This window comes from Streptomyces cadmiisoli (genome assembly GCF_003261055.1).
GTDB classification, from domain to species: Bacteria; Actinomycetota; Actinomycetes; order Streptomycetales; family Streptomycetaceae; genus Streptomyces; species Streptomyces cadmiisoli.
The window spans coordinates 2,279,916-2,302,454 of sequence record NZ_CP030073.1; the positions used below are offsets into that span (position 1 = coordinate 2,279,916).

15 protein-coding genes are annotated in these 22,539 nt (G+C 74.0%); all 15 read right to left on the bottom strand.

Annotated elements, in window-relative coordinates:
- Window positions 1-118 precede the first annotated feature (118 nt).
- The 15 genes from ligD to DN051_RS09570 all read right to left on the bottom strand — a co-directional run bounded on the left by ligD (window position 119) and on the right by DN051_RS09570 (window position 22,350).
- Window positions 119-1,054, bottom strand: coding sequence for a non-homologous end-joining DNA ligase (gene ligD, locus DN051_RS09500; protein WP_246040983.1), 936 nt, complete (start codon window positions 1,052-1,054; stop codon window positions 119-121).
- The gene (locus DN051_RS09505; RefSeq protein WP_112438500.1) at window positions 1,051-2,913 is read right to left on the bottom strand and encodes a transketolase; all 1,863 of its coding nucleotides are present in this window, start codon (window positions 2,911-2,913) and stop codon (window positions 1,051-1,053) included. The genes ligD and DN051_RS09505 overlap by 4 nt, the downstream gene beginning before the upstream one ends.
- Window positions 2,910-4,409, bottom strand: a complete 1,500-nt coding sequence (locus DN051_RS09510) for an NAD(P)/FAD-dependent oxidoreductase (protein WP_079000921.1) — start codon at window positions 4,407-4,409, stop codon at window positions 2,910-2,912. The genes DN051_RS09505 and DN051_RS09510 overlap by 4 nt, the downstream gene beginning before the upstream one ends.
- A 246-nt stretch (window positions 4,410-4,655) precedes the next feature.
- On the bottom strand, window positions 4,656-5,150 hold the full coding sequence (locus DN051_RS09515) for a phage holin family protein (protein WP_053759183.1): 495 nt from the start codon (window positions 5,148-5,150) through the stop codon (window positions 4,656-4,658).
- A 143-nt stretch (window positions 5,151-5,293) separates the two neighbouring features.
- Window positions 5,294-7,255, bottom strand: a complete 1,962-nt coding sequence (locus tag DN051_RS09520; RefSeq protein ID WP_112438501.1) for a DUF5107 domain-containing protein — start codon at window positions 7,253-7,255, stop codon at window positions 5,294-5,296.
- Window positions 7,256-7,295: 40 nt separating this feature from the next.
- A complete protein-coding gene (locus tag DN051_RS09525) occupies window positions 7,296-8,204 on the bottom strand; it encodes an arginase family protein (RefSeq protein WP_112438502.1) in 909 nt (302 codons plus the stop codon).
- A gap of 85 nt (window positions 8,205-8,289) precedes the next feature.
- The gene (locus tag DN051_RS09530) at window positions 8,290-8,841 is read right to left on the bottom strand and encodes a GNAT family N-acetyltransferase (RefSeq protein WP_053761188.1); all 552 of its coding nucleotides are present in this window, start codon (window positions 8,839-8,841) and stop codon (window positions 8,290-8,292) included.
- A 130-nt stretch (window positions 8,842-8,971) separates the two neighbouring features.
- Entirely contained in the window at window positions 8,972-10,756 is a 1,785-nt protein-coding gene (locus tag DN051_RS09535) for a CocE/NonD family hydrolase (RefSeq protein WP_112438503.1), read from the bottom strand.
- Window positions 10,757-10,922: 166 nt separating this feature from the next.
- On the bottom strand, window positions 10,923-11,846 hold the full coding sequence (locus tag DN051_RS09540; protein ID WP_053761186.1) for a S66 peptidase family protein: 924 nt from the start codon (window positions 11,844-11,846) through the stop codon (window positions 10,923-10,925).
- Window positions 11,843-13,807 (bottom strand): prolyl oligopeptidase family serine peptidase, encoded by a 1,965-nt coding sequence (locus DN051_RS09545; protein WP_112438504.1) that lies wholly within the window; start codon window positions 13,805-13,807, stop codon window positions 11,843-11,845. The genes DN051_RS09540 and DN051_RS09545 overlap by 4 nt, the downstream gene beginning before the upstream one ends.
- 3 nt (window positions 13,808-13,810) lie before the next feature.
- Complete coding sequence (locus DN051_RS09550) at window positions 13,811-15,115, bottom strand: M20/M25/M40 family metallo-hydrolase (RefSeq protein ID WP_053761184.1); 1,305 nt, start codon at window positions 15,113-15,115, stop codon at window positions 13,811-13,813.
- A complete protein-coding gene (locus DN051_RS09555; protein WP_053761183.1) occupies window positions 15,108-15,941 on the bottom strand; it encodes a M55 family metallopeptidase in 834 nt (277 codons plus the stop codon). The genes DN051_RS09550 and DN051_RS09555 overlap by 8 nt, the downstream gene beginning before the upstream one ends.
- Window positions 15,942-16,470: 529 nt before the next feature.
- On the bottom strand, window positions 16,471-17,196 hold the full coding sequence (locus DN051_RS09560) for a class I SAM-dependent methyltransferase (RefSeq protein WP_053761182.1): 726 nt from the start codon (window positions 17,194-17,196) through the stop codon (window positions 16,471-16,473).
- Between the two features lie 144 nt (window positions 17,197-17,340).
- Entirely contained in the window at window positions 17,341-19,812 is a 2,472-nt protein-coding gene (locus DN051_RS09565) for an ATP-binding SpoIIE family protein phosphatase (RefSeq protein ID WP_162624898.1), read from the bottom strand.
- Between the two features lie 144 nt (window positions 19,813-19,956).
- Window positions 19,957-22,350, bottom strand: coding sequence for an MFS transporter (locus DN051_RS09570; protein ID WP_112438505.1), 2,394 nt, complete (start codon window positions 22,348-22,350; stop codon window positions 19,957-19,959).
- Window positions 22,351-22,539: the final 189 nt, after the last annotated feature.

A 22,539-nucleotide genomic window follows, 5' to 3' on the forward strand; every position in this document is an offset into this window, starting at 1 on the left:
TGCTGCTCCGGTGTGTTGTGCTGCCGCGGTCCGTCGGTCCGCCGCCGGTCCGCCGCGTCGTCCCGGGTCCGTCCGCCCGTGCGCGACGCGTCAGGCCCGCGCACGGGTGGCACAGGTGTCACTTGCGCAACCCTTCGAGCCGGCGCCGGGCCGGCCCCAGGGCTCGGGCCCGGCCCAGTACGCCGGACCAGGGTTCGGTGCCGGCCTGCTCCACGGCGTCGGCGATGGTCCATCGGCGCGGCCCGAAGTCCGGATCGTCCAGCTGGTCCCACGCGACCGGGACCGCCACCGGCGCGCCGGGCCGGGCACGCACGCTGAACGGGGCGACGGCGGTCTGCGCGTAGCCGTTGCGCCGCACGTCGAGGTAGAGCCGGTCGCCGCGGTCCTGCTTGCGGACGGCCGTGGTCAGCCGGTCGGGGTGGGCGGCGGCCAGGGTGTCCGCGACGTCGTGGGCGAACGCGCGCACCTCGTCGAAGTCGTGGCGCCCGTCGAGCGGCACGATCACGTGGACTCCGCGTGAGCCCGTCGTCATCAGGGCCGACGGCAGCCTCAGCCGGTCCAGCAGGTCGGCGAGCAGCCAGGCCGCCTCGCGCACCGGTGCGAAGGAGTCGCCCGCGGGGTCGAGGTCGAAGACCAGCCGGTCCGGCCGGTCGAGTTGGCCGGCCCGCGACAGCCAGCGGTGCAGCGTGACGCAGGCCTGGTCGGCGAGGTGGATCAGGGTGGCGGCGTCGTCGCACACGGTGTGCAGGACCGTGCCGCCCTGCTTGGGCACCTCGACCCGGTTGATCCCGTCCGGAGCGGAGTCCGGGGTGTTCTTCTGCATGAACGCCGGCCCGTCGAGGCCGTCCGGATGCCGCTCCAGCATCAGCGGCCGGCCGCGCAGATGGGGCAGCATGTGCGCGGCGACAGCCCGGTAGTAGTCGGCGAGGTCGCCCTTGGTGTACTCCTTGCCGTCCCCGTCCCCGTCCCCGTTCCCGGGGAAGAGGACCTTGTCCGGCCGGTGCACCTCGACCGTGCGCCGGCCGGCCCGCACGGCCCGGGCGTCGTCGCTCACCGCACGACCGCCTGTTCCACCAGCAGTTGCACGGCGGCGGCGATGGAGTCGGCGTCGATCCCCGCGGCGTGCAGTTGCTCGTCGGGGGCCGCCGAGCCCGGCATGGTGCGCACCGCGAGGCGGACGAACCGCGGCACGGGCCGCCCGTCCTGGAACGCCTCCAGCACCGCGCCGCCGAGGCCGCCCTCCGGATGGTGGTCCTCCACCGTCATCAGCAGTCCGGTGTCGTCGGCGGCCTGCCTCAGGGCGAACCGGTCGACGGGCTTGACCGAGTACAGGTCGATCACCCGGACCTGGATGCCCTCACGGCCGAGCGCTTCGGCGGCGGCCAGGGCCTCGGGCACGGTCACCCCGGCCGCGACGACCGTCACCCGGTCCTGTTCGGAGAAGCGCAGCACCTTGCTGCCGCCCACCGGGAACTCCTCGTCGGGGTCGTAGATCACCGCGTTCTTGCCGCGCGAGGTGCGCAGGTAGCGCACGCCGTCCAGGTCCGCCATGGCCGCCACGAGGTGGGCGGTCTGGTTGGCGTCGCACGGGTACAGCACGGTCGAGCCGTGCACCGCGCGGAACATGGCGAGGTCCTCCAGGCCCATCTGCGAGGGCCCGTCCTGCCCGATCGCCACGCCCGCGTGCGAGCCGACCAGATTGATCCCGGCGCCGCTGACCGAGGCCATCCGGACGAAGTCGTGGGCCCGGGTCAGGAACGCGGCGAACGTCGAGGCGTACGGCACCCAGCCGCGGGTCGACAGGCCCACCGCGGCGGCGACCATCTGCTGCTCGGCGATGTAGCACTCGAAGAACCGCTCGGGGTGCTCCTCGGCGAAGAACTGCGCGCGCGTGGAGTCGCTCACCTCGCCGTCGAGGGCGACCACCTCGCCGCGTCCGGTGCCGAGCGCCGCGAGCGCCTTCCCGTAGGCGTCCCTCGTCGCGACCTCCTCGCCCCTGCTGAAGCGGGGCAGTTCCACCCGCCCGTCGGGCACGGCGTGCAGGGCGCGGCGGGCGTTCGGTTCCTGCACGCGCACGTTCAGGTCGCGGGGGCCGCCGAGTTCGGCGACGGCCGCCTCGGGGTCGGGCAGCGGCTTGCCGTGCAGGCCCTCGTGGTCCTCCACGGCCTTGACGCCCTTTCCCTTGAGGGTGCGGGCGAGGATCACGGTGGGCGCCCCGCTCGTGGAGACGGCCTCGTCGTAGGCGCGGTCGATCGCGTCGACGTCGTGCCCGTCGACCTCGACGGTGTGCCAGCCGAAGGCCCGGAAGCGGCGGGCGTAGGCGTCGAGGTCGTGGCCGTGCCGGGTGGGGCCGCGCTGGCCGAGCCGGTTGACGTCGACGATCGCGGTCAGGTTGTCCAGCCGCTCGTACGCCGCGTGCTCGGCGGCCTCCCACACCGAGCCCTCGGCGAGCTCGCTGTCGCCGCACAGCACCCACACCCGGTAGTCGGCGTGGTCGAGGCGCTTGCCGGACAGCGCGATGCCGACACCGATCGGCAGTCCCTGACCCAGCGACCCGGTGGCCGTCTCGACCCAGGGCAGCCGCCGCGGCGTGGGATGCCCTTCGAGGCGGCTGCCCAGTTTGCGGAAGGTCAGCAGTTCGGCGTCGTCGACGACGCCGGCCGCCTTGTAGGCGGAGTACAGCAGGGGCGAGGCGTGCCCCTTGGAGAGCACGAAGCGGTCGTTGGCCGGGTGATCGGGGCGATCGAAGTCGTAGCGCAGATGACGGGCGACGAGTACGGCCATGAGCTCGGCGGCGGACATCGACGAGGTGGGGTGCCCGGAGCCGGCGGCGGCGGACGCCCGGACGCTGTCCACCCGCAACTGCTGGGCCAGTTCGCCGAGTCCGCGGGTGCTCGGTGCGCGCGTGTTCATCGGTCTCCTTCGGCGGGGATGTCGTTGCGCTTGACGGGGCCGGGCGAGAGGTGGTGGCTCTCGTCGGGGGCGGACGGGCTGCGGACGGGTTCCGGGGCCGCCTGCTGCGGGGCTGCCCCGGAGCCGGGCTGATTCCTCGCGGACAGCGCGGTAGCACCGGTGTCGGCCGCGCCCGGACCGGGCCCCGCTGCTGCCGTCGGCGTCCGCGGCAGTTCCGGCGCGGCCGCGTCGAGCGGTACCGACCACGCCCGTACGAGCCCCAACTGGACTGCCTGGCGCGGCAGTACGGCGTCCAGGAGCCAGTCCGCGGCCACCCGGACGCGGTTGCCGGGCATGGCGGCGAGGTGGTAGCCGCGGGTGACCGCTCCGGCGGCGAGCCCGGACAGCGGCACGCCGAGCGGGTTGGCGGCCGCCTTGGCGCCGCCCAGGTCCACCACGAACCCCAGGTCCCGATGGCGGTAGGCGCGCCGCTCCCCGTCCCCGAACGACGCGGCGATGTTGTGCGCGCAGACCTTGCCCTGCCGCCAGGCGTGCTGCGCCGTCATCGGCGTGTACTGCCCCGGGCGTTCGAGGTCGGGCACGGCGGCGGCGTCGCCGCACGCGAACACCTCGGGCCGGCCCGGCACCTGGAGGTGGGGGTCGACGAGCAGCCGGCCGCGTTCCAGGGGCTGGCCCAGCGCCTCGACCAGCGGATCGGGGCGTACGCCCACGCACCACACCAGCGTGCGGGACTCCACGAACTGCCCGTCGGTGAGCAGGACTCCCCCGTGCACGGCCTCCTTCACGGAGGTCCCCATCCGGACGTCCACGCCGCGCTGCCGCAGGACGCGGTCCGCGGTGCGGGAGAGCCGTTCGTCCAGCTCGGGCAGGACGCGCGGCGCGACGTCCAGCAGTATCCAGCGGGGCCGCATGCCCTGCCGCAGGGGGTGCTTGCGGACCTGCGCGTCGGTGAACATCTGCCCGTGCGCGGCGACCTCGGTGCCGGTGTAGCCGGCGCCGACGACCACGAAGGTGCAGCGCGCGGCGCAGCCGGCGGGGTTGCCCTCGGCGGCGGCGAGCTCCACCTGACGGGTCACGTGGTCGCGCAGATAGAGCGCCTCGGGCAGGCCGCGGAAGCCGTGCGCGCGCTCGGCGATGCCGGGGATCGGCAGCAGCTTGTTGACACTGCCGGCGGCCAGGACGAGGCGGTCGTACCCGAGGGTGCCGCCCCCGCCCTCCGGATCGGAGTAGTGGACCATGCGCCCGTCGAGGTCGATGCCGTCGGCCTCGCCGAGGACCAGGCGCACCCGGGGCAGCGTGTCGGTCAGGGAGACGGTGACCCGGCGCGGCTCCAGGATTCCGGCGGCGACCTGCGGCAGCAGGGGCAGATACAGAAAGTAGTCGGTCGGGTTCAGCAGGGTGACGTCAGCCCTGTCCCGGGCCAGGCGCGACAGGACGCGGGCGGTCCGGTAGCCGGCGAACCCGGCTCCGACGATCACGATGCGGGGTCGACTCACGGTTCGCCTCCCACGGGTGTGTCTCGTACGAGGTTCACCGCGTCCCCCTGGCCAGGGCGCCCAAACACGGCCGGTGGCGGCGCCGCCGGACGGCCTGCGACCGGACCCGGTACCGGACGGACGGGCGCGCGACCCCATGCCGTACGGGCGGACAGGCGGACCGGCGGACCGGCGGACCGGCGGACCGGCGGACGAGACGACCTGGTGCCGGACCGGCGGGGGCCCGCGGTGTCACTTCCCCGCGGGTCACTCCCGGTGACGCGCGTCCCCGGACGCGTCGCTCTCGGCGGGGGACGCCGGGCGCTGCGCGGGCGGGGCCGGCGGCGGGCCGCCGGCCGGCACACCGGTGGCCGTGGGGACACCGGGTGCGGTCGGCGGCTCGGGCGGGTATGCGCCGACGCCGGGTGCACCCTCCCGCCGCGTCGGGGCCGCGTCGCCGCCCGGGCCGTGCGCCGGACGTGCCGCGCCGCGCAGCAGGTGGGCGGCGATGCCGAGGATCACCGCGGTGATCAGCGCGGCGGCCCAGTCCGGCATCCCGGCGGCCAGGGCGAGGCCCACGGCCAGTGCCAGGGCCGCGCCCGCGTAGAGGGCGACGGCACCGGCCGCGGCGTACAGCGCGGCGGTGCGGCGCTGTTCGCGGGTCTGCCGACGCAGTTCGTCACGGATCGCCTCACGCGCGACCTGCGCCAGTTCGTCGGCCAGTCGCCTGTCCGGATGCTCACGCTGATCCAAGCGGTTCATCGGGTGCGGGTACCCGGCCGCCCGCCCGGGTAACGCCTCGGCGGCGCACGGACGGCCCATGGGCGGGCCGGGTCGTGGAGGTGGACGGGGGGCGGGCGGGCCGTGGACGTCAGACGGTGGGCGGGCGGGCCGGGTCGCGGGCGTCAGGTCGTGGGAGGGCGCATCCGGAAGTCGTGGCGCGCGGGCAGCGGTCCGCCGTCGAGCCGCTCCCACAGCCGGCCGATGGCCTCGTCGCCCTCCCGCAGGTCGGCGACCTCGAAGCCCGTGTCGAAGACGGCTCGGGCCTCCTCGCGCCGTCCCTCCGCGAGCAGCAGCGCCGCCTCCAGCAGCCGGAACCGGCCGCGTGCCCGGGTCACCGGGCGCAGCCGCTCCCACACGGCACGCGCGTCGGTGGTGCGCCCCACGGCGAGCAGCGCCTCGACCGCCTCCCGGCCCAGCGCCGCCGTGGCCGCGGTCCACAGCTCCCCGTCGTCGCGCCGCTCCCGGCACAGGTCGTCGAAGGCCTCCGCGTACCGGTCGGCGGCCCGTTCGTGGTGGCCGTGCTCCCGGTCCGCGACCGCCAGACAGCGCAGCAGCGGCCACTGGGACGGGGCGAGTTCCAGGGCACGCTCCCAACTGCGCACCGCCTGCGCCCGGTCACCGGCGTGCCACTGTGCGACGCCGAGGTGGTACTCGGCGAGCGGTGTCGCCGGCGCGGTCTCCAGCATGTCCCGCCAGTGCGGGGCGACCAGGGTGCAGCCGGGCGGGCGGACCCGGCGCGGTTCGGGGACGGAGCCGGCCCGCAGCAGGTGGAGCCAGGGTTCCTGCGCCTCGCCGAGGTCCGCCTCGGCGAAGGGGGTGCCCGGGAGCTTCCAGCCGGCCCGCAGCACTTCCAGCGCTCCCCAGCCCGAGCCGGCCGCGAGGATCTCGACCGGCTCGGCGTCGGCGTACGGCGTCCAGGCCCGGTGGGCCGCGTCGACCGTCTCGCGCGGCAGCAGCGCCTCGAGCCGTTCCCCGGCCTCGCGCAGCGCTGCGGACCACTCGCCGTCCGGCGGGGTGCTCAGCGGCCCGTACGCCTCCAGCCAGCTCACGTCGCTCTCCGCGTCCAGCCGTACGTGCTCCAACTGGGTGCGGGCGAGTCCGGCCTGGATCTCGCAGTAGCCGCCGGTGCCGGGTTCGGTGAGCCACTCCTGCCAGCGCCGGCCGCCGCGCCCCGAGCCCCAGACGAACAGCTTGCGGCCGCGCAGGACGTCGGTGGAGGTCTGCACCAGGCCGTGGCCGCCGCCGTCGAGGGCGGCGATCCACGGCCGTTGCCCCTCGGGCAGGTCGTAGAAGTAGTCGGCGGGGTGGGTGCTGTTCGGCGGGTAGGTCCGGTCGACGCCGTCGTACTCGGGGACCGGGACCCGGCGCAGCCGGCGCTCGTAGCCGAAGTGGAAGGCCTCGTGGGCCGGGGCGAGCACCCGGCAGTCCTCGGGTACGGCGATGTTGGACCACCAGTACGTCGGTACGGGCCGCTCGTGCGGGTTGCGGATCCGGACGCCGACGTACAGGAAGTCCGAGCCGTCCGGCAGCCACAGGTCGACCTGGAAGGGCAGGTCGCGCAGCCGTTCCCACTCCCACAGGCGCAGCATCTCGCCGCCGTCGGGGGCGGGGACGCGCGCGGCGTGCAGGGGTGAGCAGGACAGGGTGGTGTGCCCGGTCGCGCCGATGTTCCACTCCACGCCGCCGGAGAACCAGGCGCCGTTGAGCGCGAAGTTGGCGGGCTGGAACACCGGGTTGCGGTAGAGGAGTTCGCGGTCGGACGGCTTGTGCACGAGGGAGACGAGGCGTCCGCCCAGGCCGGGCAGGACGGTGGCGCGCAGCCGGTCGTTCTCGATCACGAGGGCTGGTGTCGTGCGGGGTGCGCGCCCGCGGTCGTAGCCGTCGCGCACCGGCACCGGCAGCAGGCTGCGCAGCGGCTCGTAGCCGACCTGCCGGGCCATGTCGCGCGGCAGGTCGTCGCGGTCGCGGTCGTCGATGCGGTGCACCTCGTCGAGCGGGCGCAGCGCGGGCAGGGGGTTGTCGGGTCCCGGATCGGCGGCGGGCAGGGTCACCGTGTCACGTCGGATCGTGGTCACGCTCCCCATGGAACCCGGCGACCGCCGCTCCGGCCAGGGGCGGTGCCGGTCAGGATTGCGCAAAGGCGTCCACGACGATGTCGGCGAGCAGTTCGCCCGCGGTGCCTTCGGGGTCCAGATCGGGGTCGTAGATGGTGACGTTGAGGCCGACGCAGTGCGGTGCGGCGAGCAACGGGCGCAGCAGTGCGACGAGTTCCTCGGGGAGCAGTCCGTCCGGGTCGGGGCTGTCGACGGCGGGCATCACGGACGGGTCGAGGACGTCGGCGTCCAGATGCACCCAGAAGCCGTTCAGTTGGGGGACGGCGAAGGCGTCGGCGGTGGCCCGGGCGAGGGTTTCCGCGCCCCACCGGCGGATCTCGCCGACCGTGACGACCGGGATCCTGAGGGCGGCGAGTTCGCGCACGTCGTCCTCGAAGCAGTCGCGGATGCCGAAGAGTCGCACGTCCTCGTCCCGCAGATAGGGTTCGAGCCCTTCGAGGTCCGTCAGGTCCGACTGCCCTCGTCCGGTGGCCAGCGCGAGTTCCTCGCCGCCCGCCGCGCCGACGTGGTCGGAGTTGCCCGGGTGGCGGAAGTCGTGCGAGGCGTCGACGGCCGCCAGCCCGTACCGTCCGATGCGGCGCAGCGCGAGGGAGGCGCCGAGCTGGATGGAGCAGTCGCCGCCGAGCACGACGGGGAAGTCCCCGGCGCGCACATGATGCTCGATCCGGTCGGCCAGTCTCGGGGTGTACGCGGCGATGGCGGCGGCGTTGAAGACGCCGTCGCCCGGCTGCCATTCCCCGCGGTCGTAGCGCGGCGGCACGACGACTCCGCCCTCCAGCGCGTTCAGCCGCTGCACGATCCGCCGTTCGCGCAGGGCGCCGGCGAGCTTGTAGCAGCCGGGCACCGTGCCGGGGGCGGGCGGGCGCAGGCCCAGGTTGGACGGGGCGTCGATCACGACTGTGTTCCGTGTGTGCCGCATGTTCCGCATCCTCGCCGACGGGGCGCCGGGTCTTCAACGGAAATGCGTCTGCCGCGCAAGGGCGGTCAGGGGCGCGGCGGGCGGCTCACCGGCGTGCCCGCATCTCGGTGGTGAGCGCCCAGCGTTCGTGGTCCCGCCAGGCCCCGTCGATGTAGAGCATGTCCGGCGAGAAGCCCTCCAGCCGGAATCCGCAGGCGCGGGCGAGGGCGATCGACGCGGTGTTGGCCGGCTGCACGTTGATCTCCAGCCGGTGCAGCCGCAGGGGTCCGAACGCGTGGTCCACGACCAGGGTCAGGCCCTCGCGCATCAGCCCGCGCCCGGCGGCGTGCGCGAAGGCGCCGTAGCCGAGCGCCCCGCTCTGGAAGGCGCCGCCGACGATGTTGTTGATGTTGATGAAGCCGGCCAGGGCTCCGGTGTCGCGGTCGCAGACCAGGAAGCCCGCCTTCGTCGGGTCCTGGATCAGCCGGTCGGCATAGCCGGCGTACGCCTCGACGCTCTCCGGGGGAAAGAGCCAGGGGCGGTGCAGCTCCCGGCTGCCGCGGGCGCACTCGGTGAACTCGGCGGCGTCGTCATGGGTGAAGTGGCGTATGCCCACGCGGGGGCCTTCGGCGAGATGGCGGGACACGGTGTGCGGCACCCGGCCACCCTACGACGGGCCCGGCTGCGGCGCCGCGCGAGTCACGCCGCCCCGAACAGCGCGCCCACCGGGCCGCGTGCCGAGCGGGGCCGCCCGCTCGCGGCCCGTTCCCGGCGCGGGCCTGCCGGGGTCAGTGCCGCACCACCGGCAACTCCAGCACCCCGGGGTTCCCCGGCGCGACGGACACCGTCACCGGCTTGACGCCGCGGTTGCCGAGGTACGCGCCGTCGCTCGCCGCGATCACGAAGCGCAGGCGGTGGCCCTTGCCGAAGCGGTGCACGATCCCCGGCAGGGTCACGGTGAACGGCTCGGTCACATCCGGTACGCGCACCGGCGCGATCAGCCGGTGGGCCAGGGTCGCGGTGCCGTCGGGGGCGACGTCGTACAGCTTGGCGAAGAGCACGAGCCGGTCGGCGGCGTCCCCCGAGCCCTGGGTCCGCTCGGCCGCCGGGGAGAGCACCTTCAGCGTGGCCAGCGGGGCGCCCACGACGTCGACGGCCCGCCCGAGGGGCTGGCTCGTCCAGCCCGCGTAGGTGCCCGCGGTGTCGTACGGCGCCGGGTCCGGCAGTCGGAGGACTCCGGTCACGGAGGTCTCCGAGTGACTGGTGGGGGTCGGCCGGTTGGTGTACGAGAGGCTGCCGCGTACCGCCTTCGCGCGGTGGTCGACGAGGGTGCCGTCGCCGGAGAGGTACAGCTTCAGGCCGGGTGCCGGGAGCCGTTCGGCCGTGGCGTACCGGCCGGCGGGATCGCGAACCCAGTCCCGGTAGTAGGCGAAGGCGGGTCCGGTGTCGACGTTCCTTCTGTGGAGGTGGCGGTCGAACCAGGCAAGGATCCGCCGGCCGACGTAACTGCTCTCCAGGTCGCCCCGGCGGAGATCGAGTTCGCCGGCCGCCGGATCGGTGACACCGCCGCTGTGCCCCCCGGCCTGCCAGATCATCTTCACCGGTGTGCCGTGGGCCCTGAGCGTCCGGTACGTCGCGGTGGCCTCGTTCAGGTTGAACAGGGTGTCGGCCTGTCCCTGGACGAGCAGGGTGGGCGCCTCGACCCGGTGGAGGTAGGACACGGGCGAGACCTTGCGGGCGTAGGACAGCAGCCCGGCGCTCCGGTCGGCGGGGTAGCGGCCGGAGTTCAGGGTGCGGATGGTGTCGCACGCGTCGCTGACGAAGTGCCGGCAGGTCAGGGAGCGGACGCGGGACGGGGCCAGGCTCGGCCCGAGCGGCGGCCGGCTCTCGCCGGCCAGGTAGAAGCCGTTGGTCCACTGCCATTTGAAGGCGCCGGGGAGGTCGCGGGCGCCCACGGCGTTGTTGGGGACGAGCGAGTACGCCAGGTCGTGCCAGGTGATCATGGGGACGAGCGCGTCGACGCGGTGGTCGACGGAGGCCGTGGCCAGCTGGATCGCCCCGCCGTAGGATCCGCCGATCATGCCGACGCGCGGGTCGCCGGGGCCGTCGAGGATGACGTGGTCGACGCCCGTGCCGTCGTCGGCGGTCCGCCGACCGGCCAGGAAGTCCAGCAGGTGGGCCGCGGCGCGGCCGTCGACGGCCGGGTCGTCGAGCGAGATGGGGCAGTCCGAGCTGCCGAAGCCGAGTCCGGAGTAGACGAGCCCGACGTAGCCGCGCCGGGCGAAGGCCTTGCCGATGGCGTCGGTGGAGCCGTCGTCCTTGCTGCCGCCGAAGCCGTTCGTCGCCAGGACGGCGGGGGCGGGGCGGGCGCTGTCCACGCCCGCGGGCCGGTAGAGGTCGGCGTCGATCGTGCAGGTGCGCCCGCCCGCCCGCACGGTGAACTTCAGCGCGGTGACGTCGTACTCGCCGTTCGCGGTGGCGGGAGCCGGGCCGGCGAGGGCGAGGGGGGCGGCCAGCACGGCGCCGAGGACGGCGGCGAGGACGGCACGGGGTCGGGGCGCGCGTCGGGACACATGGACCTCCAGGCTGAGGACAACCCGAGTACCGACCGGTCGGTACCGGCCGGGGTGTCATGGTGTGACACGTGTCAAACAAGGTCAAACACCATGACCGGGGTTTCCGCCGGGAAGTTGACCGATTTTCACAAAACCGGTCATCGGTTGTTCGACGCCGCGCCGGTCAGCGAAGGGCGGGCTCCGACAGGGTCAGCGTGCCCGCGTCGGCGTCGAGTTCGGCCGCGACACCGAACGGGATCGTCAGCGCCCCCTCGCCGTGCCCGAACCCGAACTCCTCGGCGACCGGGATCCCGAGGCCGCCGAGCCGGTCGGCGAGGACCGGGCGCAGCTTCTCGTACGGGCCGCAGTCGTGCCAGGAGCCGAGCGCGATCCCCTCGACACCGTCGAGCCATCCCGCGCGCAGGAGCTGGGTGAGGATCCGGTCGAGCCGGTAGGCCTCCTCACCGACGTCCTCGATCATCAGCAGACCGCCGCGCGCGCCGGGCCGGGCATGGGGTGTGCCGAGGTCGGCCGCGAGCAGGCTCACGCACCCGCCGAGGGTCACGCCCCGGGCCCGCCCGGGAACCAGCGCGGTGCCGCCGGAGGCGATGGTGCGGACCGTCTCGGGCGCGAACAGTGTGGCCCGCAGGTGCTCCTGCGCCCGGGCGTTCTTGATGAAGTCGACGCCCGCCGCCATCGGCCCGTGCAGGGTGACCAGGCCCAGCCGGGTGGCGAACGCCTCGTGCAGCGCGGTGACGTCGCTGAAGCCGACGAGCACCTTCGGGCCGGCCGCCCGCAGCGCGTCCCAGTCGAGCAGGTCGACCATCCGCTGCGCGCCGTATCCGCCGCGGGCGCACAGCACCGCGTCCACGGCCGGATCGCACCAGGCGGCCTGGAAGTCCGCCGCCCGGTCGGCGTCCGTGCCGGCCAGGTAGTCGAACCGGTCGTGCCGCGACAGCACGTGGGGTGCCGTCACCGGGTCGAGGTCCCAGCCGCGCAGCACGTCGAGACCGGCCTCCAGCCGCTCCTCCGGTACCGGTCCGCTGGGCGCGACGACCGCCACCCGGGCGCCGGGGGCGAGCCGGGCGGGTCGCAGGAGTTCCCTCACTTGGCCAGCTCCAGCGTGGGCACGTCGGCCCGGTCCAGCCCGAAGACCTGGGTGTACAGGGACAGTTCGGCCTCCAGGGCGCGGATCATGGTGTCCGCCCGCCGGAACCCGTGCCCCTCCCCCTCGAAGGCGATGTAGGCGTGCGGCACCCGCCGGCCCTCCATACGGGCCAGGAACCGTTCGCACTGCGCGGGCGGGCAGATCACGTCGTCCAGGCCCTGCAGCAGCAGGAACGGCGCGGTGATCCGCTCGGCGTGCTCGGACGGCGAGCGCTCCGTGTACCGTCCGGGCACCTCGGCGAGCGGCCCCACCAGGCTCTCCAGGTACTGGGACTCGAAGTCGTGCGTCTCCCCCGTCCCCCAGGCGGTGAGGTCGAGGATCGGGTAGATGATCGTGCCGCAGGCGTAGACGTCGGTCGTCGCCAGGGACGCCGCCGTGGTCCAGCCGCCGGCGCTGCCGCCGCGCACCGCGAGCCGCGAGCGGTCGGCGGTGCCTTCCTCGGCCAGGGCCAGCGCGACGGCCGCGCAGTCCTCGACGTCGACGACACCCCACTGCTCGCGCAGCCGGTCCCGGTAGGCGCGGCCGTACCCGGTGGAGCCGCCGTAGTTGACCTCGGCGACCCCGATGCCGCGCGAGGTGAAGTAGGCGATCTGGAGGTCCAGGACGAGCGGGGCGCGTCCGGTGGGGCCGCCGTGCGCCCACACGACGTACGGCGGCAGCTCGGCGCCGGGGGCCGTGCAGCCGGGGTTGTGCGGCGGGTAGACGTGCGCGTGGATCTCGCGCCCGTCCGGGCCGGTGAAGGTACGGATCTGCGGTTCCGGGTAGTACACCGGATCCACGGCGTCGTCGTGCTCGGCGCCGATCACCCGGGCCCGGCCGGTCCGGGTGTCCAGCTCCACCACCTCGTAGGCACTGCGGGGGCTGGCTCCGACGCCGACCACCCGCTCACCGTGCACCGCGAGGGTGGGCGCGAACTCGGTCCAGGGACCCGCGGTGTCGACGACCTCGCCGGTCTCCGGGTCCAGGATGCCGAGCGCGCTCGCGCCGCGCCCGTGCACCACGGCGACGAGTCCGCCGGCCAGCGGGGCGAACCAGCGGTGCCCCACCTTCCACAGCGGCCCGCCGAACTCCTCCTCGCGCGGGCACAGCGGGATGCCGTCCCGGTAGAGGTTCCACCAGCCGGTGCGGTCGCCGGCGTAGAGCAGGGAGCCGTCGGCGGCGAAGTCGACCTGGGCGATCGACTCCTCCGGTCCGCCGGCGACCGTCCGGGGCGTGCCGAGCGTGCCGTCGGACCCGACGTCGGCGAGCATCAGCTCCGTGCCGTCCCACGGCATCCGCGGATGGTCCCAGGCCAGCCAGGCCGCGCGCCGCCCGTCGGGCGACAGACGGGGGCCGGTGACGAAGCGGTGCCGGTCGTCGGTGAGTTCGCGCACGGCGTCCCGGTCCTCGGCGGCGGAGCCGTCGAGCGGCACCGCCGCCAGGACCCGCCGTACGTCGGTGGGTCCCTCGCCGGTGAACTCCTCCAGCACGCACCACACCTCGCCGCGTCCGGTCCGCAGCGTGGGATCGACCCAGCGCAGCCCGCCGCCGACCGGCGACACGGGCGTCAGCGGGCGCGGTTCGGTGCCCGGCTCGTACCGGTAGAGGCGCTGGTCGGGGAAGTGCACGAACACCACCAGCGGCCGGCCGTCGACGAGGTCGCCGGCCCACGGCTGCCCGCCGTACTCGATGACGCGGCTGCGCACGTTCCACGGCGCGGGCAGCACGGACTCCTCCGTGCCGTCGGCGTGCCGCCGCATCAGGGTGCGGCGGCCCTGCTCGGCGGGCCGCGGTTCGGTCCACCAGACCTCGTCGCCGACGAAGCCCACGTATTCGGGATGCCCGTCGTGCGCGGCGGCGAGGGCCGCGTCGATCGGCGAGGGCCAGGAACCGTACGCCAGGGTCTGCACCGTCTCCCCCATCGGTCAGGCGTTCCGCAGGAACCGGTCGAGGACGTTCACGCCGAAGTGGAGCGCCTCGACCGGGACGCGCTCGTCGACGCCGTGGAAGAGGGCCTGGTAGTCGAAGCCCTCCGGCAGTTTCAGCGGCGCGAATCCGTAGCCGGTGATGCCGAGCCGCGAGAACTGCTTGGCGTCGGTCCCGCCCGACATGCAGTACGGCACCACGTGCCCCTCGGGCGCGAACTCCTGCACGGCCGCCCGCATCCTCGCGAAGGTCGGCGAGTCGACCGGCGCCTGGAGGGCCACCTCGCGGTGCTCGAACTCCCACTCCACGTCCGGTCCGGTCAGCAGGTCGAGGGTGCTGCGGAACTCGTCCTCGCCGCCCGGCAGATAGCGTCCGTCCACATGGGCCACGGCCTCGCCCGGGATGACGTTGATCTTGTAGCCGGCGTCCAGCATCGTCGGGTTGGCGCTGTTGCGGACGGTGGCCTCGACCAGCTTGGCGGCCGGGCCGAGCTTCTCCAGCAGCCCGTCGACATCGCTCAGGTCGGGGTCGATGCCGTACAGGGCGGACAGCTCGGTGAGGGCCGCCCGCACCGTCGGGGTCAGCCGCAGCGGCCACTCGTGACCGCCGATCCGGGCGATCGCCGCCGCGAGCCGGGTGACCGCGTTCTCGCGGTTCACCTTGGAGCCGTGCCCGGCCCGCCCGTGCGCGGTCAGCTTCAGCCAGCCCGTGCCGCGCTCACCGGCGGCGACGGGGTAGATCTGCCGGCCGCCGCCGTCGTGGAAGGTGAACGCCCCGGACTCGCTGATCCCCTCCGTGCACCCCTCGAACAGCTCGGCGTGCCGGTCGGCGAGGAACCCGGAACCGTCCGCGGCGCTGGCCTCCTCGTCCGCGGTGAACGCGATCACGATGTCCCGCCGGGGCCGCACTCCCTGCCGCGCCCAGGCCCGGACGACCGCGAGGATCATCGCGTCCATGTTCTTCATGTCGACCGCGCCCCGGCCCCAGACGACCCCGTCGCGGATCTCCCCGGAGAACGGGTGCACGCTCCAGTCGGCGGCCTCGGCGGGTACGACGTCCAGGTGCCCGTGGACCAGCAGCGCGTCGGCCGACGGGTCGGTGCCCTCGATACGGGCGACGACGTTGGTGCGGCCCTCGGTGCGCTCCAGCAGCACGGGCTCCAGCCCCGTGTCCGCGAGCCGCGCCGCCGCGTACTCGGCGGCGGGCCGCTCCCGGCAGTCGCCGCCGCCCCGGTTGGTGGTGTCGATGCGGATGAGGTCGGAGGTGAACTCCACGACCTCGTCCATCGCCTGCTGGTCAGCCATACTGCTCCTCCACGGCAGCCGAGACGACGGTGGTGACCGCCTTGAAGGTGCGGATCCCCTCGTACATGGTCTCGCTGGTGTACGTCACTTTCCGTTCCCCGCTCCGGCCGACGCCCGGTACGACGGTCGCGGCCATGGCCAGGTGCTCCGCGTCGAACTCGACCGCCACGGTGTACGGTCCGCCCGCGACGGGCTCGTACCGCACGGCCAGCGCGACCGCCTCCTTCGCGGCGGCCCGGATGTCCGCGGCGGTCCTGGCCGGTGTCCGGCACACGGCCGCGTAGCGCGACACGTGGTCCTTGACGGCGACCTTCAGCGCCTCCGGCGCGTAGCCGAGCGCGTCCTCGCAGGCCACGTCGTCACCGGTCACCAAAATCACCGGGACACCGTACTCGGCGACGACATGCGCGTTGAGCAGACCCTCACTGGCGCGAACGCCGTTCAGCCACACCCCGGTGATCGAGTTCGCGAGATAGGTGTGCGCGAGCACGCCCTCCGCCCCGGCACCCGCGTGATAGCCGATGAACGCGATCCCGTCCACGTCCCCGTGCTGCACGCCCTCGACCATGGACAGCGATTTGTGCCGGCCGGTGAGCATTTCCACCCGGTCGTCCAGCTGTTCCAGCAGCAGGTTCCGCATGGTCCAGTGGGCCTCGTTGACGAGCACCGCGTCGGCGCCGCCGTCGTGGAAGCCGAGCACGGCGGCGTTGACGTCCGAGGTGAACATGGACCGGCAGCGTTCCCACTGCGGCGTCCCCGGCAGCACATCGGCCGGCCAGGTGACACCGGTGGCGCCCTCCATGTCGGCGCTGATGAGGATCTTCATGATGCGCCACGTTACGCGGAGAACGTGAAACCGACCAGGACGGCCGCCCCGCCCCCGCGACCACCGGTCGGTCCAGCTCCGCCCCGGGGGCACCGCGGGCCGCGCTCCGTCCGCGCGCTGGTTGCCGGGACTCGGCCGCCGGGCTCGCTCCGGCGCGCGGGCGGGGGCGGGGAGGCGACGGGCCGGACGGTCCGCGGGGAGACGCCCCGCCGGACGCCGGGGTGAGGCCACACCGAACGCACCTGGCACACCCGCCGGGACGACGAAGACACGCCGTCCCGAACGCACCTGACACACCCGGCCGGACGACGGAGACACGCCGTCCCGAACGCCGGTGGCACACCCGCCCGGACGACGGCGCCGCGCCCGTCCGGAACCGCCCCTCCCCCGGGTCGCCGAGCAAGCGAACGGCGCCGTGCCCGGCACCGGCCGCGCACCGTCGCACTCGGGCACCCCGCACCGTCACTCGCGTACGCCCCACCGGCACACGCGGGCGCCCCTCACCGTCACACGTCCGCCACCCGGCTCCTCACATGTGACGAGCCGCCACCACCCACTTCGACGGCAGTTCGATCCTGATGCCGTCCGGGCCGCACTCGGTGGTGATCAGCGGCAGTTCGCCCGCGGCCAGCACGGTCAGCCCGGCCGCCCGCAGATGGTCGTGGACCGCCGCGTCGGCCACCTCGCCCGGAGCGATGCCGTGCCGGAACACCGGTGCGAGCTTGGCCGGCGGTCCGTCCGGGTTCTGCGCCAGACCGCGCAGCACGGCCCCGGCGGCTTCCGCGAGCTCGACGAGGAAGACCCGGCCCCGGGTGCCGACCAGTGTGGCGATCCCGTCCACCAGCGGCTGCCGGTCGTCCGGTTCGCACTGGTGCAGCACGCCGCGCACATAGACGTTGGCGTCCCCGAGTTCCGCGTGCAGCGTCTCCGTCTCGGTCTTGTCGGCGGCGTCCAGGCACCGGTAGCCGGCCTGTCCGGCCGGATCCGCGTTCCGGGCGTGCTCCACGGCCGCCTCGGCCAGGTCGACGCCGAGCACGTGCGGGAAGCGGTCGGCCAGGAAGCGGGTCTGGGTGCCGTTGCCGCAGCCGAGGTCGATCATCGGCAGCGCGGGATGGGTCAACTGCGGCTCGAACAGGGCGAGGTGCCGGCCCGCGGTGAGCACCGGCTCGGCGTCCCAGAGGACGGCGCCCCGCTCGGGGGGCGCCTCGCGCCAGAAGCCCTCCCAGGCCTGCCGGTACCGATTCGTCACGCTCATGGCCAACTCCCCCGGTCCGACGCGGTCCCGCCGCGACCGGCGGGCGAGTACGGTCTACCGCGCCCGGCGCACGGCCACAAGCGCGCGGCGCGTTCCTTCACGGGTCGTTCGACGGGCGTGCGCCCCTCGCGCACGCGGGCCGATTCAGCGGCGGGGCAGGGTCAGTTCGAACCAGACGGTCTTGCCTTCGCTCGTACGGCTGGCACCCCACTCGCGGGCGAGGGTGCTGACCACGCGCAGTCCGCGGCCGGCCTCGTCGTCGGGCCCGGCGCTGAGCAGTGTGGGCAGGTCGTGACCGTCGTCGTCGACCTCGCACAGCAGGGTGTCCGCACGTACCAGGCGCAGTTCGACTGGGCGGCGACCGGAGTGCCGGACGGCATTGGTGACCAGTTCGCTCACCATCAGCTCGGCGTTGTCCGCCAGCCCGGCCAGGCCCCAGGTGTGCAGCTGCTCGCGCACCGCCGTGCGGGCCCGGCCCACCTCGGCGGGTTCGCGGGCGAGCCGCCATGCGGCGACGTCGTCGGGTTCGATGCCGGTCAGGCGGGCCATCAGCAGGGCGACGTCGTCCTTGCGGCCGCCGCGGGTGTTGAGGGCGCGGATGATCGTGTCGCAGGCGTCGTCCATGGAGGCTGCCGGGTGCGCGGCGGACTCGCACAGCGTGGCGAGGCCGACACCGATGTCTTCACCGCGCACCTCGACCAGCCCGTCGGTGCACATCACCAGCCGGTCACCGGGCCGCACACGCACCCGTACCTCTTCGAAGGGCACACCGCCGACGCCGATGGGCGCGCCGGTGGGCAGGTCGAGCAGTTCGCTGCGGCCGTCGTCGGCGCGGACGAGCACGGGTGGGATGTGGCCCGCGTTGCCGATGCGAAGTTCGCTCGCGACCGGGTCGTAGACGGCGTAGAGGCAGGTCGCGAGGTAGGAGTCGCCGAGCCGCTGGGCCAGGTCGTCGAGGTTGCGCAGCAGTTGGGCGGGGGGCAGGTCGAGGGCGGCCATGGTCTGCACGGCCGTCCGCAACTGGCCCATCATCGCCGCCGAGTTGAGGCCGTGGCCCATGACGTCGCCGACGACGAACGCGGTGCGGGCGCCGGGCAGTTTCACCGAGTCGAACCAGTCGCCGCCGACCCGTCCGAGCAGGGTGCCCGGCAGATAGCGGGTGGCGATGTCGCAGCCCGCCATGTGCGGCGGGATGTGCGGCAGCATGCTGTCCTGGAGGGTCTCGGCGACACTCTCCTGGTAGGTGTACATACGCGCGTTGTCGAGCACCAGGCCCGCCCGGGCGGCGAGTTCGGCGCCGGTGACCCGGTCCATGTCGTTGAACTCGGCCCGCTCGGGGTGCCGCAGCAGGATCATGAAGCCGAGGACCACCTGGCGCGCCTTGAGCGGCACGACGAGCATGGAGCGGCCGGTGATCAGCGGCCGGATGTCGCGCTTCTCGAACTGCGAGGCGATGGCGTGGCCCAGCTGCTCGCTGATGCGCGGCACCAGGACGGGCTCCCCCGTGGTCATGCACTGGAAGAACGGCGTGTGGGCGGGGAACGGCATGGCCTCGCCGACCGGCACGACGTCGTCCCACCGGCCCGGCTCGTCGGTGTGCTCCAGCGCGACCCGGTGCCACAGGGTGGTGGTGTCCGGCACGCCGTCGGGGAATCCCTCGCCGGCGACGACCTGTTCACGCAGATAGGTGCCGGCGACATCGGTGAAGCGCGGTACGACGGCCTTGCTGACCTCGACGACGGTGCGCGCCAGATCGAGCGAGGTGCCGATCCTCCCGCTGACCTCGTTGAGGAACTCCAGCCGCTCGCGCACGGCGGCGTACTCCAGGTCCTCCGCCTCGTCCCGCAGTTCCTCCGGGACGGTCCCGCCGGCCGCCACGGCCCTGGCCAGGCGCTCGCGCCGGGCCCGGCGCTCGGCGCGGCGGGGCACTCCCCAGTCGGGGGTGACGGGCACCCGTTCGTTCTGGCTGAACTCGAGGACCGGGTAGCCCAGTTCGAGGACCTGCCCGACGATCCGGGCGCTCTCCCCGACGCTCATGCTGGGCAGGATCTCGGGGAGCCTGCGGGCGAGTTCGTCGGCGCCGGGGAAGTCGGTGTGCAGGGCGAAGGCGGGTGCGATCCGTTCGACGGAGGTGTCGTCCCGCGCGTCGGCCCGGTGCAGCGCGGTTGCGTCGGCGGCGAGCACGAGCAGCCGCTCCGCGCCGGGGCCGACCAGCGGGTACGCCCACCAGAGCACGTCGACCCTGGCGCCGTCGGACGCGCTGATCCGGGCCCGGCCCGCGGCCGGGTAGGACAGCCCTCCGTCGAGGGACGATCCGAGGTCGGGGCCGAGCCCCTCGGAGGTCCCGTAGGGTCCGTACGGGGTGTCCTCCGGGGCCCCGGGATCCTCGGGGAGCGCTCCGGAGACCGGCAGCAGATCGGCCGCGGGCCGCCCGATCGCGGACTCCTTGGCGCTGCCGAACAGGCGCCGGGCGCCGCTGCTCCAGTGGGAGACCAGGCCCTCGCGGTCGACCACGACCACGGCCAGCGGGACGCGGCCGGCCGGGACGCGCCCGGCCGGCGCACCGCTCCCCGTCCGGTGGCCGGCAGGCTCTCCCCGGTCGGTGCCACGGTCCATGGCCCAGGCCCTCTCTCCCCCACGGCTGTGCAAGATCTGTGCCCCGGTCACCACCGTACGGCGGCGCCCGGACACGATGTGCGGCAATGCGGGAATTGACGCTCCGTCAGCGGTGGGTGCGCGACGGCGTGCGCGGCCGGGCGGTCAGTCCTCGTGGCCCAGCTGGAGGTCCCGCTCGGTGCGTCCGCCGCCCGCCACCTGGAGCACGGTGGCCACCGGCGGGTAGCCCGCCGCGATGACGGTGTACTCGCCGGAGGACAGGTCGACGAACCGGAACGTGCCGTCGGCGCCGGTGGTGAGCGTGTCGACCACGTTGCCCGCCGCGTCCAGCAGCGTCACGCGCGCGTCCTCGACGGGCCTGCCGCCGCTCGCCCTGACCGTGCCGCGCAGCACCGCCCCGCCGGCGAGTTCGACGTCCTGCCGGGTCTCGCGGGCGGCCTGCACGGTGACCGGCAGGGCGGTGGGACGGAACGCGGGCGCGCTCGCGGCGAGCGTGTACTCGCCGGCGACCAGCTCGCTGATGACGTAGCCGCCCTCGCGTCCGCTGCGGGTGGCGGAGACGACCTCGCCGTGCACATTGGTCAGGGTGACGGTGGCGTCCCGCACGGGTGTGCCGTCCGCGGTCAGGACACTGCCGGCGAGGCGCCCGGCGCCGCCGAGGACGACGTCCAGTTCGACGGGCCGCTCGCCGACGGTGACGGAGACGGCCTGCGGCTGGTGGCCGCCGGCGGCGGCGATCAGCACGTACGCCCCCGTGCCGGGCGTGGCCAGCGCGTACCGCCCGTCCTCACCGCTCGCGCCCCGGCCGATCTGCTGACCGGCGACGTCGATGAGGGTGAGCGCGGCGCGCGGCACCACGGTCCCGTCGGGGTGCTGGACGGTGCCGCAGACGGGGATTCCGGCGGCGTACGGCGAGCGGGCCTGCGGGATCGGGGTGTGCGCCGACGCGGTCTCCGGGTCGGTGGTGGGGGCGTTGTGGGACACCAGCGGTTTCTCCTTGAGGAAGAAGGCGATGAGCAGGCCCACGACGAGCACGGGGACGAGGTAGAGGAAGATCCTCGGCATGGCGTCGGCGTAGGCCTGGATGTAGCCGTCGCGCAGTTCCGGCGGCAGGGCGTGGACGAGCTCGGGGGTGATGGACTCCGGATCGGGCAGCTCGGCGCCCGCGTGCCGGGGGAGCCGCTCGGCCAGGGAGTCGGTGAGCCGGTCGGCGAAGAGGGTGCCGAAGATCGCGGCGCCGACGCTGCCGCCGATCTGCCGGAAGTAGTTGTTGGCGCTGGTGGCGGTGCCGAGGTCGGCGGGGCGCACGGAGTTCTGCACGGCGAGGATCAGGACCGGCATCACCATGCCGATCCCGGCGCCGAGGACGGCCATCCACAGGCTGTAGTGCAGCCGGGGCGTGTCCGCTTCGAGCCGGGACAGCAGCCACATGCCGATCACCGACAGGGCGCTGCCGATGATCGGGTGGAGCTTGTAGCGGCCGGTGCTGCTGATGAGCTGTCCGGAGATGATCGACGCGCCGACGATGCCGCCCATCATCGGCAGCATCAGCAGCCCGGACTCGGTGGCGCTGGCCCCGTCCACCATCTGCAGGAAGGTCGGCAGGTAGCTGGCGGCGCCGAAGAGGGCGACGCCGACCACCAGTCCGACCAGGCCGGTGATGTTGAAGACGGAGTCGCGGAACAGCCGCAGCGGGATGAGGGGTTCGACGGCGAAGCGCTCGACGACCAGGAACAGCGCGGCACTCGCCACGGACCCGGCTGCCAGTCCCAGGATGACTCCGGAGCCCCAGGCGTACTCGGTGCCGCCCCAACTCGTCAGCAGGACCAGGCAGGTGGAGGCGGTGGCGAGGAGCAGGGCGCCGAGAACGTCGAAGCGGGGTTTGGCGACCGGTTTCGGCAGTTTCAGCACGACGGCCACGACCGCCATGGTGACCGCGCCGAAGGGCACGTTGATGTAGAAGCACCAGCGCCAGGAGAGGTGGTCGGTGAAGTAGCCGCCGAGCAGGGGGCCGGCCACCGAGGCGAGCCCGAAGGCGGCGCCGATCAGGCCCATGAACCGGCCGCGCTGCCGGGGCGGCACGATGTCCGCGATGATCGCCTGGACGCCGATCATGAGTCCGCCGGCGCCGATGCCCTGCACCGCGCGGAAGGCGATCAGCTGGTCCATCGTCTGCGCCCGGCCGGCGAGCGCGGAGCCGACGACGAAGACCACGATGGCGAACTGGAAGACGCCCTTGCGGCCGAGGAGGTCGCCGAGCTTCCCGTAGACCGGCAGTCCGACGGTGGCGGTGAGCAGGTAGGCGGTGATCGCCCAGGACATCTTGTCCAGGCCGTGCAGGTCGCCGACGATCTTCGGGAGCGCGGTGGCGACGATCATCTGCTCCAGCGCGGCGAGCAGCAGCGCCAGCATCAGTCCGAGGAAGACCAACCGCACCTGGCGCGGGCCGAGTTCGACGGTGCCGGCCGGCGGTGGAGCGGGCGGTCGCGGCGGGGCCGCCGCAACCGGTTCGTCCTGCACCACAGTCGTCCCGCCCACTTACCGCTCCCCTCGCCGCGCCCGCTGCACGATTTCTACGCAAATATCTGCGCAAATCGACAACTACGAGCAAGCGCGACGAGTTACGGCATCATGCCGGTCGGCAAGGAGATCCACTCGAACCGGTGAGATCTCAACGGCCTTTGCGGGCGCGCCCCTTGGACTGCTCGCCGACCTCGGCGGACCGCC

What these genes read in the sequence shown, in the direction of transcription:
- DN051_RS09520 (WP_112438501.1), bottom strand. Translation starts at nt 7,255, where the DNA reads ATGGGGAGCGTGACCACGATCCGACGTGACACGGTGACCCTGCCCGCC.
- DN051_RS09555 (WP_053761183.1), bottom strand. Translation starts at nt 15,941, where the DNA reads ATGAAGATCCTCATCAGCGCCGACATGGAGGGCGCCACCGGTGTCACC.
- DN051_RS09550 (WP_053761184.1), bottom strand. Translation starts at nt 15,115, where the DNA reads ATGGCTGACCAGCAGGCGATGGACGAGGTCGTGGAGTTCACCTCCGAC.
- DN051_RS09515 (WP_053759183.1), bottom strand. Translation starts at nt 5,150, where the DNA reads ATGAACCGCTTGGATCAGCGTGAGCATCCGGACAGGCGACTGGCCGAC.
- DN051_RS09560 (WP_053761182.1), bottom strand. Translation starts at nt 17,196, where the DNA reads ATGAGCGTGACGAATCGGTACCGGCAGGCCTGGGAGGGCTTCTGGCGC.
- DN051_RS09545 (WP_112438504.1), bottom strand. Translation starts at nt 13,807, where the DNA reads ATGGGGGAGACGGTGCAGACCCTGGCGTACGGTTCCTGGCCCTCGCCG.
- DN051_RS09565 (WP_162624898.1), bottom strand. Translation starts at nt 19,812, where the DNA reads ATGGACCGTGGCACCGACCGGGGAGAGCCTGCCGGCCACCGGACGGGG.
- DN051_RS09505 (WP_112438500.1), bottom strand. Translation starts at nt 2,913, where the DNA reads ATGAACACGCGCGCACCGAGCACCCGCGGACTCGGCGAACTGGCCCAG.
- DN051_RS09525 (WP_112438502.1), bottom strand. Translation starts at nt 8,204, where the DNA reads ATGCGGCACACACGGAACACAGTCGTGATCGACGCCCCGTCCAACCTG.